The sequence below is a fragment of the Streptomyces alanosinicus genome, assembly GCF_014650595.1.
Classification (GTDB): Bacteria; Actinomycetota; Actinomycetes; order Streptomycetales; family Streptomycetaceae; genus Streptomyces; species Streptomyces alanosinicus.
The window spans coordinates 81,388-99,006 of the sequence record NZ_BMVG01000017.1 but is presented as its reverse complement, the minus strand read 5'-3'; the positions used below and the strand labels follow the sequence as shown (position 1 = coordinate 99,006).

General features: G+C 73.1%; 12 protein-coding genes. 7 read left to right on the top strand and 5 right to left on the bottom strand.

What is annotated here, in order from left to right; translation table 11 throughout:
- The first annotated feature begins 25 nt into the window (after window positions 1-25).
- Together IE277_RS28650 and IE277_RS28645 are read left to right on the top strand one after the other, a co-directional pair.
- A complete protein-coding gene (locus tag IE277_RS28650) occupies window positions 26-1,558 on the top strand; it encodes an amino acid permease (RefSeq protein WP_189956606.1) in 1,533 nt (510 codons plus the stop codon).
- A gap of 180 nt (window positions 1,559-1,738) precedes the next feature.
- Entirely contained in the window at window positions 1,739-2,824 is a 1,086-nt protein-coding gene (locus IE277_RS28645; protein ID WP_189956605.1) for a mechanosensitive ion channel family protein, read from the top strand.
- A 75-nt stretch (window positions 2,825-2,899) separates the two neighbouring features.
- Here IE277_RS28645 and IE277_RS28640 read toward each other — a convergent pair whose 3' ends face one another.
- On the bottom strand, window positions 2,900-4,429 hold the full coding sequence (locus tag IE277_RS28640; RefSeq protein WP_373310904.1) for a M1 family metallopeptidase: 1,530 nt from the start codon (window positions 4,427-4,429) through the stop codon (window positions 2,900-2,902).
- Between the two features lie 234 nt (window positions 4,430-4,663).
- On the opposite strand from IE277_RS28640, the gene IE277_RS28635 reads away from it, so the two are divergent.
- The 3 genes from IE277_RS28635 to IE277_RS28625 all read left to right on the top strand — a co-directional run bounded on the left by IE277_RS28635 (window position 4,664) and on the right by IE277_RS28625 (window position 9,224).
- Window positions 4,664-6,883: an NADP-dependent isocitrate dehydrogenase gene (locus IE277_RS28635; protein WP_189956603.1), complete on the top strand. Its 2,220-nt coding sequence runs from the start codon at window positions 4,664-4,666 to the stop codon at window positions 6,881-6,883.
- Between the two features lie 162 nt (window positions 6,884-7,045).
- On the top strand, window positions 7,046-7,840 hold the full coding sequence (locus IE277_RS28630) for an N-formylglutamate amidohydrolase (RefSeq protein WP_189956602.1): 795 nt from the start codon (window positions 7,046-7,048) through the stop codon (window positions 7,838-7,840).
- Window positions 7,841-7,991: 151 nt separating this feature from the next.
- The gene (locus IE277_RS28625) at window positions 7,992-9,224 is read left to right on the top strand and encodes a cytochrome P450 (RefSeq protein WP_189956601.1); all 1,233 of its coding nucleotides are present in this window, start codon (window positions 7,992-7,994) and stop codon (window positions 9,222-9,224) included.
- Between the two features lie 24 nt (window positions 9,225-9,248).
- Here the strand turns inward: IE277_RS28625 and IE277_RS28620 are convergent, their stop codons facing one another.
- Genes IE277_RS28620 through IE277_RS28610 form a run of 3 tightly spaced genes read right to left on the bottom strand, consistent with a single transcriptional unit; the run spans window position 9,249 to window position 11,799 of the window.
- Window positions 9,249-9,734, bottom strand: coding sequence for a hypothetical protein (locus IE277_RS28620; RefSeq protein WP_189956600.1), 486 nt, complete (start codon window positions 9,732-9,734; stop codon window positions 9,249-9,251).
- Window positions 9,731-10,375: an RNA polymerase sigma factor gene (locus IE277_RS28615; RefSeq protein WP_189956599.1), complete on the bottom strand. Its 645-nt coding sequence runs from the start codon at window positions 10,373-10,375 to the stop codon at window positions 9,731-9,733. The genes IE277_RS28620 and IE277_RS28615 overlap by 4 nt, the downstream gene beginning before the upstream one ends.
- Window positions 10,372-11,799, bottom strand: a complete 1,428-nt coding sequence (locus IE277_RS28610; RefSeq protein WP_189956598.1) for a S8 family peptidase — start codon at window positions 11,797-11,799, stop codon at window positions 10,372-10,374. The genes IE277_RS28615 and IE277_RS28610 overlap by 4 nt, the downstream gene beginning before the upstream one ends.
- A gap of 77 nt (window positions 11,800-11,876) precedes the next feature.
- On the opposite strand from IE277_RS28610, the gene IE277_RS28605 reads away from it, so the two are divergent.
- Window positions 11,877-14,489: a CHAT domain-containing protein gene (locus IE277_RS28605; protein ID WP_189956597.1), complete on the top strand. Its 2,613-nt coding sequence runs from the start codon at window positions 11,877-11,879 to the stop codon at window positions 14,487-14,489.
- A gap of 132 nt (window positions 14,490-14,621) precedes the next feature.
- Here the strand turns inward: IE277_RS28605 and IE277_RS28600 are convergent, their stop codons facing one another.
- Entirely contained in the window at window positions 14,622-16,346 is a 1,725-nt protein-coding gene (locus tag IE277_RS28600; RefSeq protein WP_189956596.1) for a LuxR family transcriptional regulator AbsR2, read from the bottom strand.
- A gap of 94 nt (window positions 16,347-16,440) precedes the next feature.
- Between IE277_RS28600 and absR1 the strand changes: the two genes are divergently transcribed.
- Window positions 16,441-17,526, top strand: a complete 1,086-nt coding sequence (gene absR1, locus IE277_RS28595; RefSeq protein ID WP_189956595.1) for a beta-glucuronidase AbsR1 — start codon at window positions 16,441-16,443, stop codon at window positions 17,524-17,526.
- Window positions 17,527-17,619: the final 93 nt, after the last annotated feature.

Genomic DNA, 17,619 nt, shown 5'->3' with positions numbered 1-17,619 from the left:
TCCTCGACCCGGAGGTTCCCCCCGAATGTCCCCCACCCCCGATCCCTCGCCCGCCCCGGGCCTGCCCCAGCAGGACGAGGAGCAGCGGCTGCGCGAACTCGGCTACCGGCCGGTGCTGGCCCGCCGCATGGGCGGTTTCGGCAACTTCGCGATCAGCTTCTCGGTGATCTCGATCCTGTCCGGCTGTATGACCCTGTACGGCTTCGGCCTGAACACCGGCGGCCCCGCCGTGATGCTGTGGGGCTGGGCGGGCGTCGGCCTGTTCGTGCTGTGCGTCGGTCTCTCGCTCGCCGAGGTGACCAGCGCCTATCCGACCTCCGGCGCGCTGTACTACATGGCCGACCGGCTCGGCGGCCGGCGCTGGGGCTGGTACACGGGCTGGCTGAATCTGCTCGGTCTGCTCGGTGCGATCGCCGGCATCGACTACGGCGCCGCCCTGTTCACCGGCGCGTTCGCGAACCTCCAGTGGGGCTTCACCCCGACGCCCGGCAGGACCATGCTGATCTTCTGCGCCATACTGCTGCTGCACGCGGTGCTCAACCTGTTCGGTGTGCGCCTGGTCAGCGTGCTCAACTCGGTCAGCGTGTGGTGGCACCTCGCGGGCGTCGCGCTCATCGTCGGCGCGCTCGCGATCGTCCCCGACCACCACCGTTCGGCGTCCTTCGTGTTCACGAGGTTCGTGAACGAGACGGGCTGGCACAACCCGGTCTATGTGGCGGCGATCGGCCTGCTGCTCGCGCAGTACACCTTCTCCGGTTACGACGCCTCCGCCCACCTCTCGGAGGAGACCTCGCAGGCCTCGGTGTCCGCGGCCAAGGGCATCGTGCGGTCCATCTGGGCGTCCTGGATCGCCGGGTTCGTCCTGCTCGCCGGCCTGACCTTCGCCATTCAGGACTACGACGCCACGCGCACCACCGCGACCGGGGTGCCGCCCGCGCAGATCCTGCTCGACGGCCTCGGCACCGACGGCGCGAGCGCGCTGCTCCTGGTCGTGATCATCGCCCAGCTGTTCTGCGGCAACGCCGAGGTCGCGGCGGCCAGCCGGATGGTGTTCGCGTTCAGCCGGGACGGCGCGCTGCCCGGCTCGCAGCTGTGGCGCAGGGTGAGCGGCCGCACCCAGACCCCGGTCGCCGCCGTCTGGCTGGCCGTCGTCGTGGCGTGCGTCCTCGCCCTGCCGTCCCTGTACTCGGCAACGGCGTACAACGCGGTGACAGCCATCAACGTCATCGGGATCACCCCCGCCTACGCCATCCCGGTGCTGCTGCGGCTGCGCGCGGGCGACCGGTTCCGGCCGGGGCCCTGGCAGCTGGGCCGGTGGAGCAGGCCGATCGGCTGGATCGCGGTGATCTGGGTGGCCTGTGTGACCGTGCTGTTCTGCCTGCCGCAGGCCTCGCCGGTCACGGTCGACTCGATGAACTACGCCTCGGTGGCCCTCGCCGTCGTCCTGATCCTCGCGAGCGTCTGGTGGTACGTCGCCCGCCGTTCGTACGGGACGCCCACCGCCGCCGCGTACGGCGACGACCGGGATCAGGCCGAGCTCGCGGAGGGCATCATCTGAACAGCTCGCCCCGGGCCGCCGGTCCGGGTGCGAACTGGTGTTCCGAATACGGCAGGATGAACGCTCGCGCCGGTCCCCGGAGTTCCTCCGGACCGGCGCGCTCGCACATCCCGCACATCGAGCAGGTGACAACGTGACGACACTTCACAACTCCGCAGCGACACGCCCCGGAGGTGACCGGTGAACCGCGCGCTGACCTTGGACGACCTCGTCCTCGCCGGTATCTCGATCGCGGCGGGCCTGCTGCTCGCCTTCCTGTCCCGCACCCTGCTGCGCTGGCTCGCGAAACACGCCAAGCGGACCAAGTGGAGCGGTGACGACGTCATCGTGGACGCGCTGCGCTCGGTCGTCCCGTGGGCGGCCGTCGCGGCCGGCGCGGCGGCGGCGGCGATCGTGCTGCCGCTGACCCGGAGCGTGCAGCACCACACCGACCAGATCCTGGAGGTGTGGCTGATCCTCGTGGTGACGCTGTCCGCGGCCCGGGTGATAGCCGGTCTGGTCCGCACGGTCACCCAGTCCCGTTCGGGCGTGGCGGGCTCGGCGACCATCTTCGTCAACATCACCCGTGTGCTGGTCCTGGCGATCGGCTTCCTGGTCGTCCTGCAGACGCTCGGCATCTCCATCGCGCCCCTGCTGACCGCCCTCGGCGTGGGCGGCCTCGCGGTGGCCCTCGCCCTCCAGGACACCCTGGCCAACCTGTTCGCGGGCGTCCACATCCTGGCCTCCAAGACGGTCCAGCCCGGCGACTACATCCGGCTGAGCAGCGGCGAGGAGGGCTATGTCGTCGACATCAACTGGCGCCAGACGACGGTCCGCCAGCTCTCCAACAACCTGGTGGTCATCCCCAACGGCCAGCTCGCCAAGGCCAACATGACCAACTACACCCATCCCGAGCAGCGGCTGACGGTCCTGGTGCAGGTGGGGGTGGGCTACGACGCCGACCTGGAGCATGTGGAGCGGGTGACGGCCGAGGTCGTCACGGAAGTCATGCGGCAGGTAGAGGGCGCCGTCCCGGAGCATGAGCCCGCCATCCGCTTCCACACCTTCGGCGACTCGCGCATCGGCTTCACGGTGATCCTCGGCGTCGGCGAGTTCAGCGACCAGTACCGCATCAAGCACGAGTTCATCAAGCGTCTGCACCGCCGCTACCGCACCGAGGGCATCACGGTCCCGGCCCCCGCCCGCACGGTGACGCTCCAGCCGGGCGCGGCCGCCATTCCGCAGCAGCGCACCGGCGAGGGCGTCGTCCCCGGGGCCGCCGACTAGCCTGATCCGGCCGATCGGCCGGATCAGACGGGGCAGGGCGGGCGGAGCCGGCACGGCGCCGCCCGCCCTCGCCGGTCAGAGCGTCGCGGAGTTCTCGTGCCAGTGGCCGCCGCGCCTGCTGTGCGGGGCCACGAGGGACGAGGCGACCGGCGTCACCGTCCAGTCGGGGTGGCCCGGCATGCGCGGGGTCTTCGTGCCGTGGAGCCAGTCGCGCAGGAAGCCCGACTGGTCCTGGCCGGATATCTCCGAGGCGAGCGCGATGTAGTCCTCCGTGGTCGCCGAGGAGCCACGGAAGCGGTCCAGGAAGGCGCGCTCCACGGCATGGAAGACATCCTCGCCGACCAGCTCGCGGAAGGCGTACAGGACGAGGACGCCGCCCAGGTAGCGCTGGCTGTCGAAGAGGTTCGTGGCGTTCGGGGCCGCCACCGGGCCGGAGTCGTGGCGCCACTGGTCGCCGCGGGCGTAGGTGTCCTTCATCCGGGCCTCCATCGTGGTGAGCCCGAGGGAGTCGGTCCAGCCGCGCTCATAGCGGTAGAGCAGCCCGTAGAAGTCGGCGTGGCCCTCGTTCAGCCACAGGTCGGCCCAGGTACCGGGGCTGACCAGGTTGCCGAACCAGGAGTGGACCAGCTCGTGCATCATGTGCGAGCCGATCTTCTTCTCCTCCTGGAGCAGGAAGTTCGGCTTGTACAGGGTGAGGGTCTGGGTCTCCAGCCCGGTGAAGTCAAAGGCCTTCGGGTCGTCGGAGTTACAGGGCAGCAGGCCGTACGTCTCGAACGGGAAGGCGCCGAGCCGCTCCTCCAGCCAGCTCACCAGGCCGGGGGTGAGCGAGAGGGCCGGCTCCAGGGCGTCGGCGCGGGCCGCGGGCACGACATCGCGCAGCGGCAGACCGTGCGGGCCCTGCCGGTCCTTGATCACATAGTCGCCGACGGTGATCTGGACGAGTTCGGTGGCGATCGGCGACAGCGAGCGGTACGAGAACGCCGTACGGCCGTCGTCGAGGGTCTCGGTGTCGGTGAGCAGCCCGTTCGCGACCGCGCGCAGCCCGGCCGGGACGGTGAGGCGGAAGCTGAAGGCGGCCTTGTCCGAGGGGTGGTCGTTGCACGGGAAGACGGTGTGCGCCGAGTTCGGCTGCGGGCAGATCGCGAAGCCGTCCGGGGTGGGCACCCAGGCGGTGTGCGCGAGGGTGCGGCGCGGGTCCGCGGAGTAGGTGACACAGACGGTCGCCGCCGCGTACGCCGGGAGCGGCCGGGCGGGCGTGATCCGCAGTTTCTCGTCCGCCTGCTCCCAGCCGGCCGGGCTGCCGCAGACGGACACGGAGCGTATGTCCAGGCCGAGCGCGTCGAGAGAGAAGCGGGTCAGCTCCTCGGTGGCGCGGATCCGCAGGGTGGCCGTGCCGTCCACCAGTTTGGCCGTGGGGTCGTAGGCGAGGTCGAGGTGGTACGACGACACGTGGTAGCCGTCGTTGCCGAGGGCCGGGAAGACCGGGTCGCCGAGGGTTTCCGGGCCGGGCTCCGCGGTCCGCCGGGCGGTGCCTGCCGCCTGGGCCGGGGAGCCGATGGCCAGGGCCGTGGCCGTAGCGACGAGGGCGGCCGCCGGGGCCGTCACTCTGCTGCGATATCTCATGGTCCGCCTTCGCTGGGGCGGCCGGCTGGTCGGTCCGGCCGCCGGTCGGTGGGCGATCACCCGTGGTCGGCGGGTGATCGCTTGTCATGACCACTGGAGGCGGCAGCCGGTTGTACCGGAGCGGGATCGTTTCCGGCCGGGACCCCTGTCGAGCCGACCCCGATCACGAGATATCTTGATGTCGAGCAATGTTGCAGACGTGGAGCGGAGCACCCGGTGACTGACTCGACCATCATCTACACCTACACAGACGAGGCCCCGGCCCTGGCGACGCATTCGTTCCTGCCGGTGATCCAGGCGTACGCCTCGCAGGCCGGTGTGCCGGTCACGACGCGCGACATCTCGCTGGCCGGACGCATCATCGCCCACTTCCCGGAGTACCTGAACGAGGACCAGCGCATCCCCGACGCGCTGGCCGAGCTGGGCGAACTGGCCAAGACCCCCGCGGCCAACATCGTCAAGCTGCCGAACATCTCGGCGTCCATCCCGCAGCTGCGGGCCGCCGTCGCCGAGCTGCAGGGCAAGGGCTACGCCCTGCCGGACTACCCGGACGACCCCAAGACCGACGAGGAGCGCGAGATCCGCGCCCGCTACGACAAGGTCAAGGGCTCCGCCGTCAACCCGGTGCTGCGTGAGGGCAACTCCGACCGCCGCGCCCCGGCCTCGGTGAAGAACTACGCCAAGACCCACCCGCACCGCATGGGCGCCTGGACCGCCGAGTCCAAGACCAACGTGGCGACCATGGGCGAGCACGACTTCCGCTCCACCGAGAAGTCGGTCGTCATCGCCGAGGACGGCGCGCTGAAGATCGAGCTGGTCGCCGCGGACGGCACCGCCACCGTGCTGCGCGAGTCCGTACCGGTGCTCAAGGACGAGGTCGTCGACGCCTCCGTCCTGCACGTCGCCGAGCTGGAGACGTTCCTCGCCGCGCAGGTCGCCCGCGCCAAGCAGGACGGCGTGCTGTTCTCCGTGCACCTGAAGGCCACGATGATGAAGGTCTCCGACCCGATCATCTTCGGCCACGTGGTGCGCGCCTTCTTCCCGAAGACGTTCGCGAAGTACGGCGAGACCCTCAAGGCGGCCGGCCTCACCCCGAACGACGGCCTCGGCGGCATCCTCAAGGGCCTGGAGAACCTGCCCGAGGGCGCCGGGATCAAGGCCTCCTTCGACGCCGAGATCGCCGAGGGCCCGGCCCTGGCGATGGTCGACTCCGACAAGGGCATCACCAACCTGCACGTCCCCTCGGACGTCATCGTCGACGCCTCCATGCCGGCCATGATCCGCACCTCCGGCCACATGTGGGGCCCGGACGGCCAGGAGGCCGACACCCTCGCCGTCATCCCGGACTCCTCCTACGCCGGTGTCTACCAGGCCGTCCTCGACGACTGCCGGGCCCACGGCGCCTACGACCCGTCCACCATGGGCTCGGTCCCGAACGTCGGCCTGATGGCGCAGAAGGCCGAGGAGTACGGCTCCCACGACAAGACCTTCGAGATCCCGGCCGCCGGCACGGTCCGCCTCGTCGACGCCGCGGGCAACGTCCTGATCGAGCAGGCCGTCGCCGCGGGCGACATCTTCCGCGCCTGCCAGACCAAGGACGCCCCGATCCGCGACTGGGTCAAGCTGGCCGTCACCCGCGCCCGCGCCACCGGCGACCCGGCCGTCTTCTGGCTGGACGAGGACCGCGCCCACGACGCGCAGCTGATCGCCAAGGTCCGGCAGTACCTGCCGGAGCACGACACCGAGGGCCTGGACATCAAGATCCTCTCCCCGGTCGAGGCCACCAAGCTGTCGGTGGAACGCATCCGCCGCGGCGAGGACACCATCTCGGTGACCGGCAACGTGCTGCGTGACTACCTGACCGACCTGTTCCCGATCCTGGAGCTGGGCACCAGCGCCAAGATGCTGTCGGTCGTCCCGCTGATGGCGGGCGGCGGCCTGTTCGAGACGGGCGCCGGCGGCTCCGCCCCCAAGCACGTCCAGCAGCTGGTCAAGGAGAACTACCTGCGCTGGGACTCCCTCGGTGAGTTCTTCGCGCTGGTGCCGTCCTTCGAGCAGTACGCCGAGGCCACCGGCAACGCCCGGGCCAAGGTGCTCGCCGACACCCTCGACCGCGCCACGGCGACCTTCCTCAACGAGGACAAGTCCCCGACCCGTCGCGTCGGCGGCATCGACAACCGCGGCAGCCACTTCTACCTGTCCCTGTACTGGGCGCAGGAGCTGGCCGAGCAGACCGACGACGCCGGCCTGGCCAAGGCGTTCGCGCCGTTCGCCGAGTCCCTCGCGGCCGACGAGCAGAAGATCGTCGACGAGCTGATCGCGGTCCAGGGCTCCCCGGCCGACATCGGCGGCTACTACCAGGTCGACCAGGCCAAGGCGGACGCGGTCATGCGCCCGTCGGCCACCTGGAACGCGACGCTGGCGTCCCTGAGCTGACGCCCGCGGCGCCTCCGCCGTCGCACCGAACCCCGCCCCGGCCGGTGACTCCCGGCCGGGGCGGAGCCGTTCGCGCATCAAGCGGGGCCGCTTGCACGGGAGTTGAACAGCTGGTGCACTCGGGGGCCGTGCCCCGCCCGCCCCGACCTCCTTGGAGCAGCCGTGCCCACCCCGCCGTCACCCTCGTACGAACTCCTCCCCGGTGCCCCCGCCTCGCCCGTGCTGCTGCATGTGCCGCACTCGGCGCGGCGGATTCCGCAGGACGTGCGCCGGGCCATCGTGCTGGACGACGCCGCGTTGGAGCGGGAGCTGGACCACATCACGGACGCGCACACCGCCGAGCTGGCCCGGCGGGCGGCCGCCCTGGCCGCCCTCACCCCCTGGCGGTTCGTGAACCGCCTGTCCCGGCTGGTCGTGGACCCCGAGCGCTTCCCGGACGAGCGGGAGGAGATGACGGCCGTCGGCATGGCCGCCGTATACACGCGGACCACACACCGGGACGAGCTGCGGCCCGCGGACACCGATCCGGAACCACTGCTGGCCCGCTACTTCCGGCCGTACGCCCAGGCCATGACCGAGGCGGTCGCGGACCGGCTGGCCGCGACCGGCCGGGCCGTGATCATCGACGTGCACTCCTACCCGACCGAGCCGCTCCCCTACGAGCTGCACGCCGCCGGACCACGCCCCCCGGTCTGCCTGGGCACGGACACCTTCCACACCCCGCCGCCCCTGACCGAGGCAGCCCGCACGGCATTCGCGGCCTGCGGAGAGACGGGACTCGACAGCCCCTTCGCCGGAACGTACGTACCACTGGACTTCTACGGCACGGACGCCCGGGTCAGCGCCCTGATGGTGGAGATCCGCCGCGACACGTACATGGCGGAGCCGGGCGGCCCGGCGGGCCCGGGCCTGGAACGCCTGGCAGACGCCCTGGCCGAACTCATCAACGCGGCCTGAACCAACCGAAGGGGCGCGGGGAACGGCGCGACCAGCCAGGACGAAGCCGCAGACGCCCGACGACACCTCATGGCACCCCGGTAGGCGCCCCGGCCCCCACCTGGCGCACTCCCGCAGGACAGCCACCACTCCCCATACCAATGTGGTGCACATGACCGAGGAGAGCACGCTCACCGGGCAGGCCCCACCGCAGGCCCCGCCCGTACGGGACTGGACCACGCCCGACCTGGACGGGACGGACTTCGACCCGGCCCTCGCCGGCCTCATGCGCGAGGGTCCGCTGACCCGGATCCGGCTGCCGTTCGGCGAGGGCTGGGCATGGCTGGCGACCCGCTACGACGACGTCAAGCTGATCACCAACGACCCGCGGTTCAGCCGCACCGAGGTGACCCACCGACAGGTCACCCGTATGGCACCGAACTTCGCGCCCCGGCCGGGCTCGCTCGCCTGGGCCGACCAGCCCGATCACAACCGGCTGCGCAAGCCGGTCGCCGGCGCCTTCACGGTGAGCGCCATGAAGCGGCTGCGGCCCCGCGCCCAGGAGATCCTGGACGAGCTGGTGGACGGGGTCGTACGGGACGGGCCGCCCGCCGAGCTGATCGAGCGGGTGCTGGAGCCGTTCCCGCTCAGCGTGGTCAGCGAGGTGATGGGCGTGCCGGCCAAGGACCGGGAGCAGGTGCACACCTGGACCCGGGAGATCATCTCCACCAACGGCGTCGAGGCGGCCGGCCGGGCCAAGGACGGCCTGTACGGGTGGATCACCGCGACCATCCGCTCCCGGGCCGCGAGTCCCGGCGAGGACGTCTACTCGATGCTCGGCGGGGCCGTGGCACGCGGGGAGATCCGCGAGGAGGAGGCCGTCGGGCTCGCCGGCCCGCTGCAGATCGGCGGCGAGGCCGTCACCCACAACTGCGGGCAGATGCTCTATCTGATGCTGACCCGGCCGGAGCTGATGGAACGGATGCGGGCGCGGCCCGAGGAGCGCGGCCCGGTGCTGGACGAGCTGTTCCGCTACATCCCGCACCGCAGTTCGGTCGGGCTCGCCCGGATCGCGCTCACGGACGTGGAGATCGCCGGACACCGGATCGCCGCGGGCGAGCCGGTCTATGTCTCCTACCTCGCCGCCAACCGCGACCCGGCCGTCTTCCCGGACCCGGACCGCATCGACCCCGACCGCGATCCGAACCCGCATGTGGCGTTCGGCAACGGCCCGCACTTCTGCACGGGTACGGTGCTGGCCCGGCTGCAGACCGAACTGCTGGTGGACACCCTGCTGGACCGGCTGCCCGGGCTGCGGCTCGCCGTACCGGCCGAGCAGGTGCGGTGGCGGCACCGGACGATGATCCGCGGCCCGCGCACCCTGCCGGTGACCTGGTCCGCCTGACCGGGCCGGTCCGCCCGACCGGGGTCAGGTCCGCAGCCACTCGGTGACGATCACCTCGCCGCCGGTCCGCAGCCTGAGGGCGAACGGACCGGTCGGCGGTGTGTCACTGGTGAACCGGCCGAGGGTGTCCACCGCGACCGGACGGGCGGTCTGCGGTCCGCCGAGCACCTCGATGCGCGCCGACTGCGGCGGCAGCACCTGGCCGATGAGCCCGTCCTCGGTGACCTCGACGTCGACGGTGACCCGGCCCGCGCGGAACGTCAGCATCCGCGGTGCGTCCGTGACGCCCCGCACCGGCAGCGCGTCCACGAGCGAGTCGAAGGTCAGCTCGGCGATCCGCGCGTCCAGGTCGTGCAGGGCGTAGGCCTCCAGGGCCAGTTGGCGCAGTGCGTCCGGTACCGGGTCGAGGACCGCGACGGCCTGCCGCAGCTCCTCCTCCAGCAGGGAGTCCGCCGCCTCCTCGTCCACCGCGCCCTCCTGGGGCACCCCGTCGTCGCCGTATCCGTTCATGCCGCACCTCGTGCGTCCATCCGGGCCCGCAGCCGGCGCAGACAGCGCTGCCGCAGGGGTCCGATACTGCCGACCGCGATACCGAGCGCGGCCGAGATCTCCACATAGCTGGGCGGCGGGGAGGCCACCAGCACACGCAGCAGCTGACGACAGCGCTCCCCGAGTGCGTCCAGCTCCTGCCACAGGCGGCGTGAGCGCTCGGCCCGGTCCGCCGCCTCCTCCGAAGCGATCAACGACTCCTCCGGAGTCTGCTCGTCGCTGGCCCGGTCCAGCACCCGCGGGTCGTCCGTCAGCGTCAGCCGGGCCATCGCCTTCAGGACCTTCAGGCACTCGTTACGGGCCGTACTGGCCAGCCACGCGCCCGCCTTGTCGGGCTCACGTATCCGGCCCAGGTGCTGGGCGAAGCGGAACCACACGGTCTGGTAGACCTCGTGCCCGTCGGCCTCGGAGAGCCGGTGTGCGCGCACAACCGACCACACCAGCGGACTCATCCCTTCCACCAGCGCTTTCCAGGCCGCGGCGTCCCCGTCGACGGCGGACTGGACGAGCGCGCCGACCTCTGTTCGGTCCACGGCTCCACCCCTCGTGTACGGCACGTCATCGTACGCCGTGGAGCGGAGCGTCCCGGTCCCGGACCTCATACGGGCACCGCGGGGTCGGCGGCCGCCGCCGGGCTCCAGGTGGGCGGGCGGAGCACCGTGGCACGCACGCCGCGTACCTCGGTGCTGTGCGTGGCCGACGCCAGCAGCCCGTCGCGGGCGGCGCGCGGGTCGTACTCCTGGCGCGCGGTCATCCGCGCGGCGACGAGGCCGGCGACGACCGGGGCGGCGAAGGAGGTGCCGCTCCACTGCGCGAGCCCGTCGAACATCACCTGGTGCGGCTTGGCGCCGGTGTTCTCCCGGCCCTCGCTCAGCACACCGGTGCGGCGCGGGAGCCGGCAGGTGCAGGCGTAGTCGAAGCCGAACCGGCAGGCGTCGTAGGTGGAGTGCTGGTAGATGTACGGCACGGGCGCGGCGAAGCCGGTCAGGGCGCTGGTGAGCCGCTCGCCCGGGGCGTAGACCCGCACCCAGGGTCCGTGGTTGCTGAAGCAGGCCTCGCTCTCGCCGTCCGCGCTCAGCGCGCCGACCGACACCACGCTGTCCGCGTACTCGGGCAGATCGGCGTATGCGGCGGGCCAGAAGCGCGCGTTGCTGGAGTTGTTGCCGGCGGCGGCCACCAACAGGGTGCGCTGCGCGCGCAGTTCCCGCATGAAGGCGTCCAGGCCGATGAGCCCGTCGGTGCCCTCGGTGGTGGTGCCGGCCGAGAGGCTGATGATGTCGGGCCAGCCGCCCTCGTCGACCGCCTCGAAGAGCCGGGCGCCGAACTCGGACTCCAGGATCGCGCCCGCGTCGCTCAGGGTGTTGCGGACGGTCACGTCGGTGTTGGGGGCGACGGCCGCGAGGATCCCGGCGATGAACGTGCCGTGCCCGGCGTACTGGCGCAGCACCCCGTCGGCGCCGGTCTCGGCCGGCTCGACGTCACCCGTGGTGTGCGCGAGCAGCGGGTAGTCGCGGTGGTCGGACACCAGTCCGGTGTCGACCACGAGGACCCGGGCGGCGCTGTCGGCGTCGTAACGGCCCTCGGCGGCGGCCGGGTTGGCCGGCTGGGTGCGCGGGACGGGCACCGGCTCGTCGCTGGGGCAGGCGTTGACCGCGATGTGCACGACATGGTTGCGCGCGGCCAGGCGGCGGCCCTGGCGGTCCTCGGCCTCGCGCAGGGCGCGCAGGGCGTGCGGGACGGTGTCGGTGCCCTCGGTGGGGTCGCCGACGCGGATGCGGGTCACTCCGGTGCGGTTGTGCCGCGGTCCGTCCCGGCGCACATGGTCGGGCACGAGTCCCTCCGTCGCGGTGAAGTGGGCGCGCACGGCGTCCTCGACGGCCTGGGCCTCCTCGCCGTCCCGGGCGAGCACGACGCCCTTCTCGTACAGGAAGTGCGCGGCGTCGTCGTACGGGCCCATGGCCAGGGCGACGTCGGGCATGGCCCGCTGGATGTGGTCGAACTGCTCGTGGAAACGCTGTGGTGCCATGGTGTCTCCTCCCCCGACAAGACGGTGTTCGACAGTGAGAGTCGTGGGGCCACCGTCTGATACAGCAGGCCACTACCATGCGAGACGTGACAGCGGAAGGCGAGTCGGTTCTCGAACTGCTGCCCTTGGTGTTCGCCGACCCGGGCGAGGCCCGGGCACGCGCGGAGGAGGTACTGCGGGCCGGTCCGCAACCGTTGCACGCCAGCGTCGCCCACCAGGTGCTCGGCATCTGGCAGCGGGACTTCGGTGACCTGCGGATGGCGCTGCGGCATCTGCGCCGCGCCCGGGACCTGGCCGCGCGCGCCGAGTCGGCCGACCGCGAGGCCGATGTGCTCGCGACGCTGGGGGTCGCACTGGTGCACGCGGGGCGCACTCGGCAGGGGCTCGCCTCCTTCGAGCGGGGCGTGGCACGGGGCAGCGGCCACACCCGGTCCCGGGTGCTGTACCGGCGGGCGTACGTGTGGTGGGTGCTGGGCCGGCACCGGGAGGCACTGGAGGACGTACGGCGGGCGCTGCCCGTGCTGCGGCAGGTCGGCGACGACATCTGGACCGCGCGGGCGCTGACCCTGCGGGCCACCGTCCATCTGGCGCTCGGCGCGGTGGACCGGGCGGTCGCCGACTTCACGGCGGCGGAGCGGCTGTGGGACACCACCGGCCAGGAGCACGACAAGGCCGACGCGGTGGAGAGCCGGGGCCTTGCCGCGTTCCGGTCCGGGGACATCCCGGCGGCGCTGCGGCTGCTGGACGAGGCCGAGGAGCGGTACGCGAAGCTCGGCACGCCCACCTACATGCTGTCCATCCGGCGCTGCGAGGTGCTGATGGCGGCCGGGCTGGCCCCGGAGGCGCTCGCCGAGGCGGACACGACGATCGCGTTGCTGGACCGGATCGGCGGGCAGTCCACCCGCAAGGCCGAGCTGCTGATGGCCGCCGCACGCGCCGCGCGCTCGGCCGGGGACCCGCACACCGCGATAGCCCGCGCCGCCGTCGCCGTACGGCTCTTCGCCGCACAGCGGCGGACCTGGTGGGAGACGCACGCCCGGCTGGTGCTGATCGAGGCGCGGGTGGCGGCCGGACGCCGCTCGGGGCGGCTGGTCGCGGACGCGGCCGCGGTCGCCGCGAAGCTGGCCTCCTTCGGCTCGCCGGCCGCGCCGGAGGCGTCGCTGCTCGCGGGCCGGATCGCGCTGGCGCTGGGCTGGACGGCCGACGCGGAACGGCACTTGGCGGTGGCCGCGCGCAGCCGGTACGGCGGGCCGCCGCCGGCCCGGGTGACGGGCTGGGCGGCGCAGGCGCTCAGGGCTCGGGCGTCCGGGTCCCGGCGGGGCGTGCTGGAGGCCTGCCGGCGCGGTCTGGACGTGCTGGACGACCACCGGATGACGCTCGGCGCCTCGGAACTGCGGGCCCACGCCACCGCGCAGGGCGCTGAACTGGCCGCGCTGGCCCAGGAGGTGAGCCTTGCCCACGGCACTCCGCGCCGGCTGCTGGAGTGGAGCGAGCGCTGGCGGGCGACCGTGCTGTCCGCGCCGCCCACCCGGCCGCCCGCCGACCCGGCGCTGCTGAGCGGACTGACCGCCTACCGGGAGATAGCGGCCCGCGCCGAGGAGGCCCGCATGGAGGGCCGTCCGGTGCCCGCGCTGGAGCGCGAACAGCGGCGCCTGGAGCGGGAGATCCGCTCCCGCACCCATCACATCCGCGGGGCCGCCCCGCACGCGGGCGACCACTTCGACGTGGCCCGGCTGCTGGACCGGCTCGGCGAGGCGCGCCTGGTCGAACTCGCGGTCGTCGACGGCCGCGTGCATGTCCTGCTCTGCGGCCAGGGCCGGGTACGGCGGTTCACCGGCGGCCCGCTGGCCGAGGCGGTGGCCGAGGCCGAGTATGTGCAGGCCGGGCTGCGCCGGCTCGCCCACCCCGGCGCCGAGGCCCGGCTGCCGCTGGTGGAGGCGGCGGGCCTGCGGCTGCAGGAGCTGCTCCTGGGCGGCGCGGCGGCCCACCTGGGCTCCGGACCGGCGGTGATCGTGCCGCCGGGAGCGCTGCACCGGGTGCCCTGGGCGCTGCTGCCCGCGCTGCGGGACCGGGTGCTCAGCGTGTCGCCGTCGGCGGGCAGCTGGCTGCGGGCCCGCGAGACCGAACCGCCACCGGGCGGCCGGCAGGTGCTGGTGCGCGGCCCCGGCCTCGCCACCGGCGGCGCGGAGGTTCCCGAACTGGCCGACCGGTACGGCACGGCGACCGTCCTGGAGGGCGACGACGCACAGGTCCCGCGGGTTCTGGAACACCTCGACGGCGCGGCCCTCGCCCACCTCGCGGCCCATGGCACGTTCCGCGCCGACAGCCCCCTCTTCTCGGCCCTGCGCATGGCCGACGGCCCGCTGATCGTGCACGACTTCGACCGGCTCGCCCGCAGCCCGTACCGGATCATCCTCTCCAGCTGCGACACCGCCCGCCTCGCCTCGGTCGGCGCCGACGAACTCCTCGGCCTGGTCACCGCGTTGCTGCCGCTGGGCACGGCGGGCGTGGTGGCGAGCAGCGCACCGGTCAACGACGCGGCGGTGGTCCCCCTGATGCTCGCCCTCCACAAAGGCCTGGACGCGGGCCTGACCCTGGCCGAGTCCCTCAGGGACGCCCGCGCCACCCTCCCCCAGGACCCGGTCCACCAGGCGACGGGGTGGGCGTTCGCGGCTTTCGGGGCGGCGTGAGTGGGGTGCCTTTTCGGCTGGCGACGCGTCATCAAGGGGCGCGGGACTGTGTCTGATATGCGGCTCCGCCGCGTGGGCGCGACCAGCCACCCACGGACCCGCACCCGGCACACAACAGCCACCAGGCACCCCCTATGCCGACTCACACTCCGGCAACTCCACCATCCAGGGCAACGCTCCCCGATCCCCCGTACCGAGCCGCGCATAGGCCCCGTACAGATGATTCCCCACCGTCCGCACGGACAGGGTCAACCGCTCGGCGATCTCCCGATTGCTGAGCCCCTCCGCCGCGAGCGTCACGATCTGCCGCTGCCGAGCGGTCAGTTCACCGAGCACCAGCCCCGCCAACGCCGGCGTGCGCGCGCCCTGGCACCGCCGCGCCAGCGCCACCGCCCGGGTACGGGAGACCCGCACCGCCTGCGGATCCCGGTGCACCCGCACCGCCTGCGCCCGCGCCTCCGCCGCGAACAGCGAGAACCCCCGCTCCTCCAGGTCCTCGGCCGCCCGGTCCAGCCCGGCCCCGTCCCCCCGCGCCAGCGCGTCCGCGTGCCGCGCGAACACACTGTCCGCGGGCAGCCGCCCGGCGACGCGCTCGGGTTCACCGAGACGTACGGCGTCGTAGCCCGAGTACACGTCACCATCCGCGTCCTCACCCAACTCACCACCGGCGAGGCGGAGTTCCATACGACAGCCCGCGTGCCTGGGGGCACCCCGCAACCCCTCCCGAGCCCAGGCGGCAGCGTCGCGCACCTCGCCGCGCAGCCGCGCGTACCGGGCGCGGACGGCGGCGTACCCGGCAGGCAGCTCGGCGCCCTCCGCGACGAGCCACTCCCCCACGGGCGTGGGCAGCGCCCGGACGTCCAGCTGCTCGATCCGCCGTACCAGGGCCAGCCGTTCGGCCTCCAGGGCCGGTCCGTGGTCACGCGGCGCACCGGCCAGCCGGCGGGCCCGCAGCCGCCCCGCCGTGGCCCGCAGTACCGCACCGTGCAGGGGATGGGCCAGGGAGACGGCATCGCCCTGATCGTCGACACGGATCAGACCGTCCGCCTCCAGCCGTTCCAGGACCTCCGGATCAAGCCCGTCCAGCGACAGCGGCAGCGGCTCGGCGAACGCGAGCCGCTCCAGAATCTCCGGTTCACCGGAGCCGGAGCGGTCCAGTACCGGCCCGACCCGATCCCGTACGGCCGCCGTGACCGGCAGCGCCCCCCGCCAGGCCCGCTCCCCCGTGCCGGGAACGGACGTCAGCCGCCCGGCGGAGCCGAGCGCGGCGACCACGTCGCGCAGCAGCCGCAGATCTCCCCCGCACATCCGGTGCAGGCGACGCACGGTGAGCGGTTCCAGCCCGGCGGCGGCGAGCAGCCGTGCGATGTCCTCCAAGGGCAGGGGTTCGAGGGCCAGCCGGGGCAGCAGTTCCCCGGTCCACAGCCGGGACACCGCGCCGGGCACGGACCCGGTGTCCGCCGCGGCCACGACGAGCCGGGTGCGGCCGTGCACGGCGAGCTGGTGGACGAGCGCGGCGGAGGCCTCGTCCAGCAGATGGGCGTCGTCCACGACGAGGAGCCGTACGCCGGACAGGATCCGCACCGCGCGGTGCAGGGACACGGTGTCGGGCAGCAGCGGGGCGAACGCCGCGAAGCGCAGGCCCCGGGCCTCGGGCGTGCCGGTGACCCGGACGTGCTCGGTGCCCCGGACCGCCTCGGTGATCAGCCGGGTCTTGCCGTGGCCGGCCGGTCCGGTCACCACGATGCCGGGCCGGCCGGCCGCCGACGCCCCGCGCACCAGCTCCAGTTCGTCGTCCCGGCCGGTGAACGGCCAGGGCGGCTCCAGCGTCCTCGGGTCCTGTTCGTAAGTGCTCACGTCGTACAGAGAGCGTGTACTCAGTTTTGATACAGGGCGACTTGAGTAGCCCTCGACTCAGGCGCCGGCGGTGGCGGACGGGCAGGCTGCCCGCATGACCCGTCGACTCTGCGCGCTCCCGCGGCAGCCGGCCCCGTGCTTCGCACCGGGGCTGACCGCCGAGCGGCTGGACGCGCTGCTCGCCGGGCGGCGGATGTGGGTCAACGGCACGGTGCTGCACTACTCCTTCTTCGACGCCGCCGCCGGCACCTCGGTGATCGCGGTCCCGGGCACCGGAGAGCTGCGCCGGGTGAGCTGGGCCGGGAGCGAGGAGCAGCGGGACGTGGTGCGCGAGGCCTTCCGCGAGTGGCAGGGGCTCGGCATCGGTGTCTCGTTCGCGGAGGCCGGCGACGTGGGCGAGGCGGAGCTGCGGATCGGGTTCCAGGCGGGCGGGGGCTCCTGGTCGGCGGTGGGCCGGGAGGCGCTGGCGGTGGGCCGCAGCGAACGCACCATGAACCTGGGCTGGGACGTGGCCGCCCCCGGGGAGCGGGGCACGGTCCTGCACGCGATCGGGCACGCGCTCGGCATGGTGCACGAGCACCAGAGCCCGTATGCGGGGCTCCACTGGGACGACGAGGCCGTGTACGCGGAGCTGGCGGGCCCGCCGAACTTCTGGAGCCGGGAGACGACGTACACGAACGTGCTGCGCGAGCTGGACGCCGGTGAGGCGAGCGGCTCGGTGTGGGATCCGCAGTCGGTGATGACGTTCCCGTTCGGGCCGGGGCTGGTGCTGGAGCCGGAGCAGTACCGCGGGGGGCTCGCTCCGTCCGGTGGTCCGTCACCGGCCGACAAGGAGTTCGTGCTGCGCTGGTATCCGCCCGCCGACCCGGCGGGGCCGGCCGCGCTGGTGCCGTTCCGTTCGGTGCCGCTCGGGCTCGGGCCGGGCGAGCAGGCCGACTTCACCGTCGAGCCGCCGGAGACCCGCGACTACACCGTGGGCGCCTTCGGCGATGCCGACACCGTGCTCGTGGTCTTCGAGGAGCGCGACGGGGTGCCGCGCTTCCTCGCGGGCCACGACGACGGCGGCCGCCCGGACAACGCCGCCGTCAGCGTCCGGCTCGTCCGGGGCCGGCGCTATGCCGTCCGGGTCCGTCTCTACTCGACATGGGGATCGGGGGAGACGGCCGTCATGTGCTGGTGACCGCACAGGGACGGCACCGGCCACGGTCCGGCACCGGGGGAACGGCCGCGGACGTCACCTACGGGGGAGGTGACGTCCGCGGCCACACCGGCG

Excerpts from the sequence above, each read along its gene's own strand:
- IE277_RS28615 (WP_189956599.1), bottom strand. The coding sequence starts at position 10,375 with ATGAGGTCCGGGACCGGGACGCTCCGCTCCACGGCGTACGATGACGTG.
- IE277_RS28610 (WP_189956598.1), bottom strand. The coding sequence starts at position 11,799 with ATGGCACCACAGCGTTTCCACGAGCAGTTCGACCACATCCAGCGGGCC.
- IE277_RS28650 (WP_189956606.1), top strand. The coding sequence starts at position 26 with ATGTCCCCCACCCCCGATCCCTCGCCCGCCCCGGGCCTGCCCCAGCAG.
- absR1 (WP_189956595.1), top strand. The coding sequence starts at position 16,441 with ATGACCCGTCGACTCTGCGCGCTCCCGCGGCAGCCGGCCCCGTGCTTC.
- IE277_RS28620 (WP_189956600.1), bottom strand. The coding sequence starts at position 9,734 with ATGAACGGATACGGCGACGACGGGGTGCCCCAGGAGGGCGCGGTGGAC.
- IE277_RS28605 (WP_189956597.1), top strand. The coding sequence starts at position 11,877 with ATGCGAGACGTGACAGCGGAAGGCGAGTCGGTTCTCGAACTGCTGCCC.
- IE277_RS28625 (WP_189956601.1), top strand. The coding sequence starts at position 7,992 with ATGACCGAGGAGAGCACGCTCACCGGGCAGGCCCCACCGCAGGCCCCG.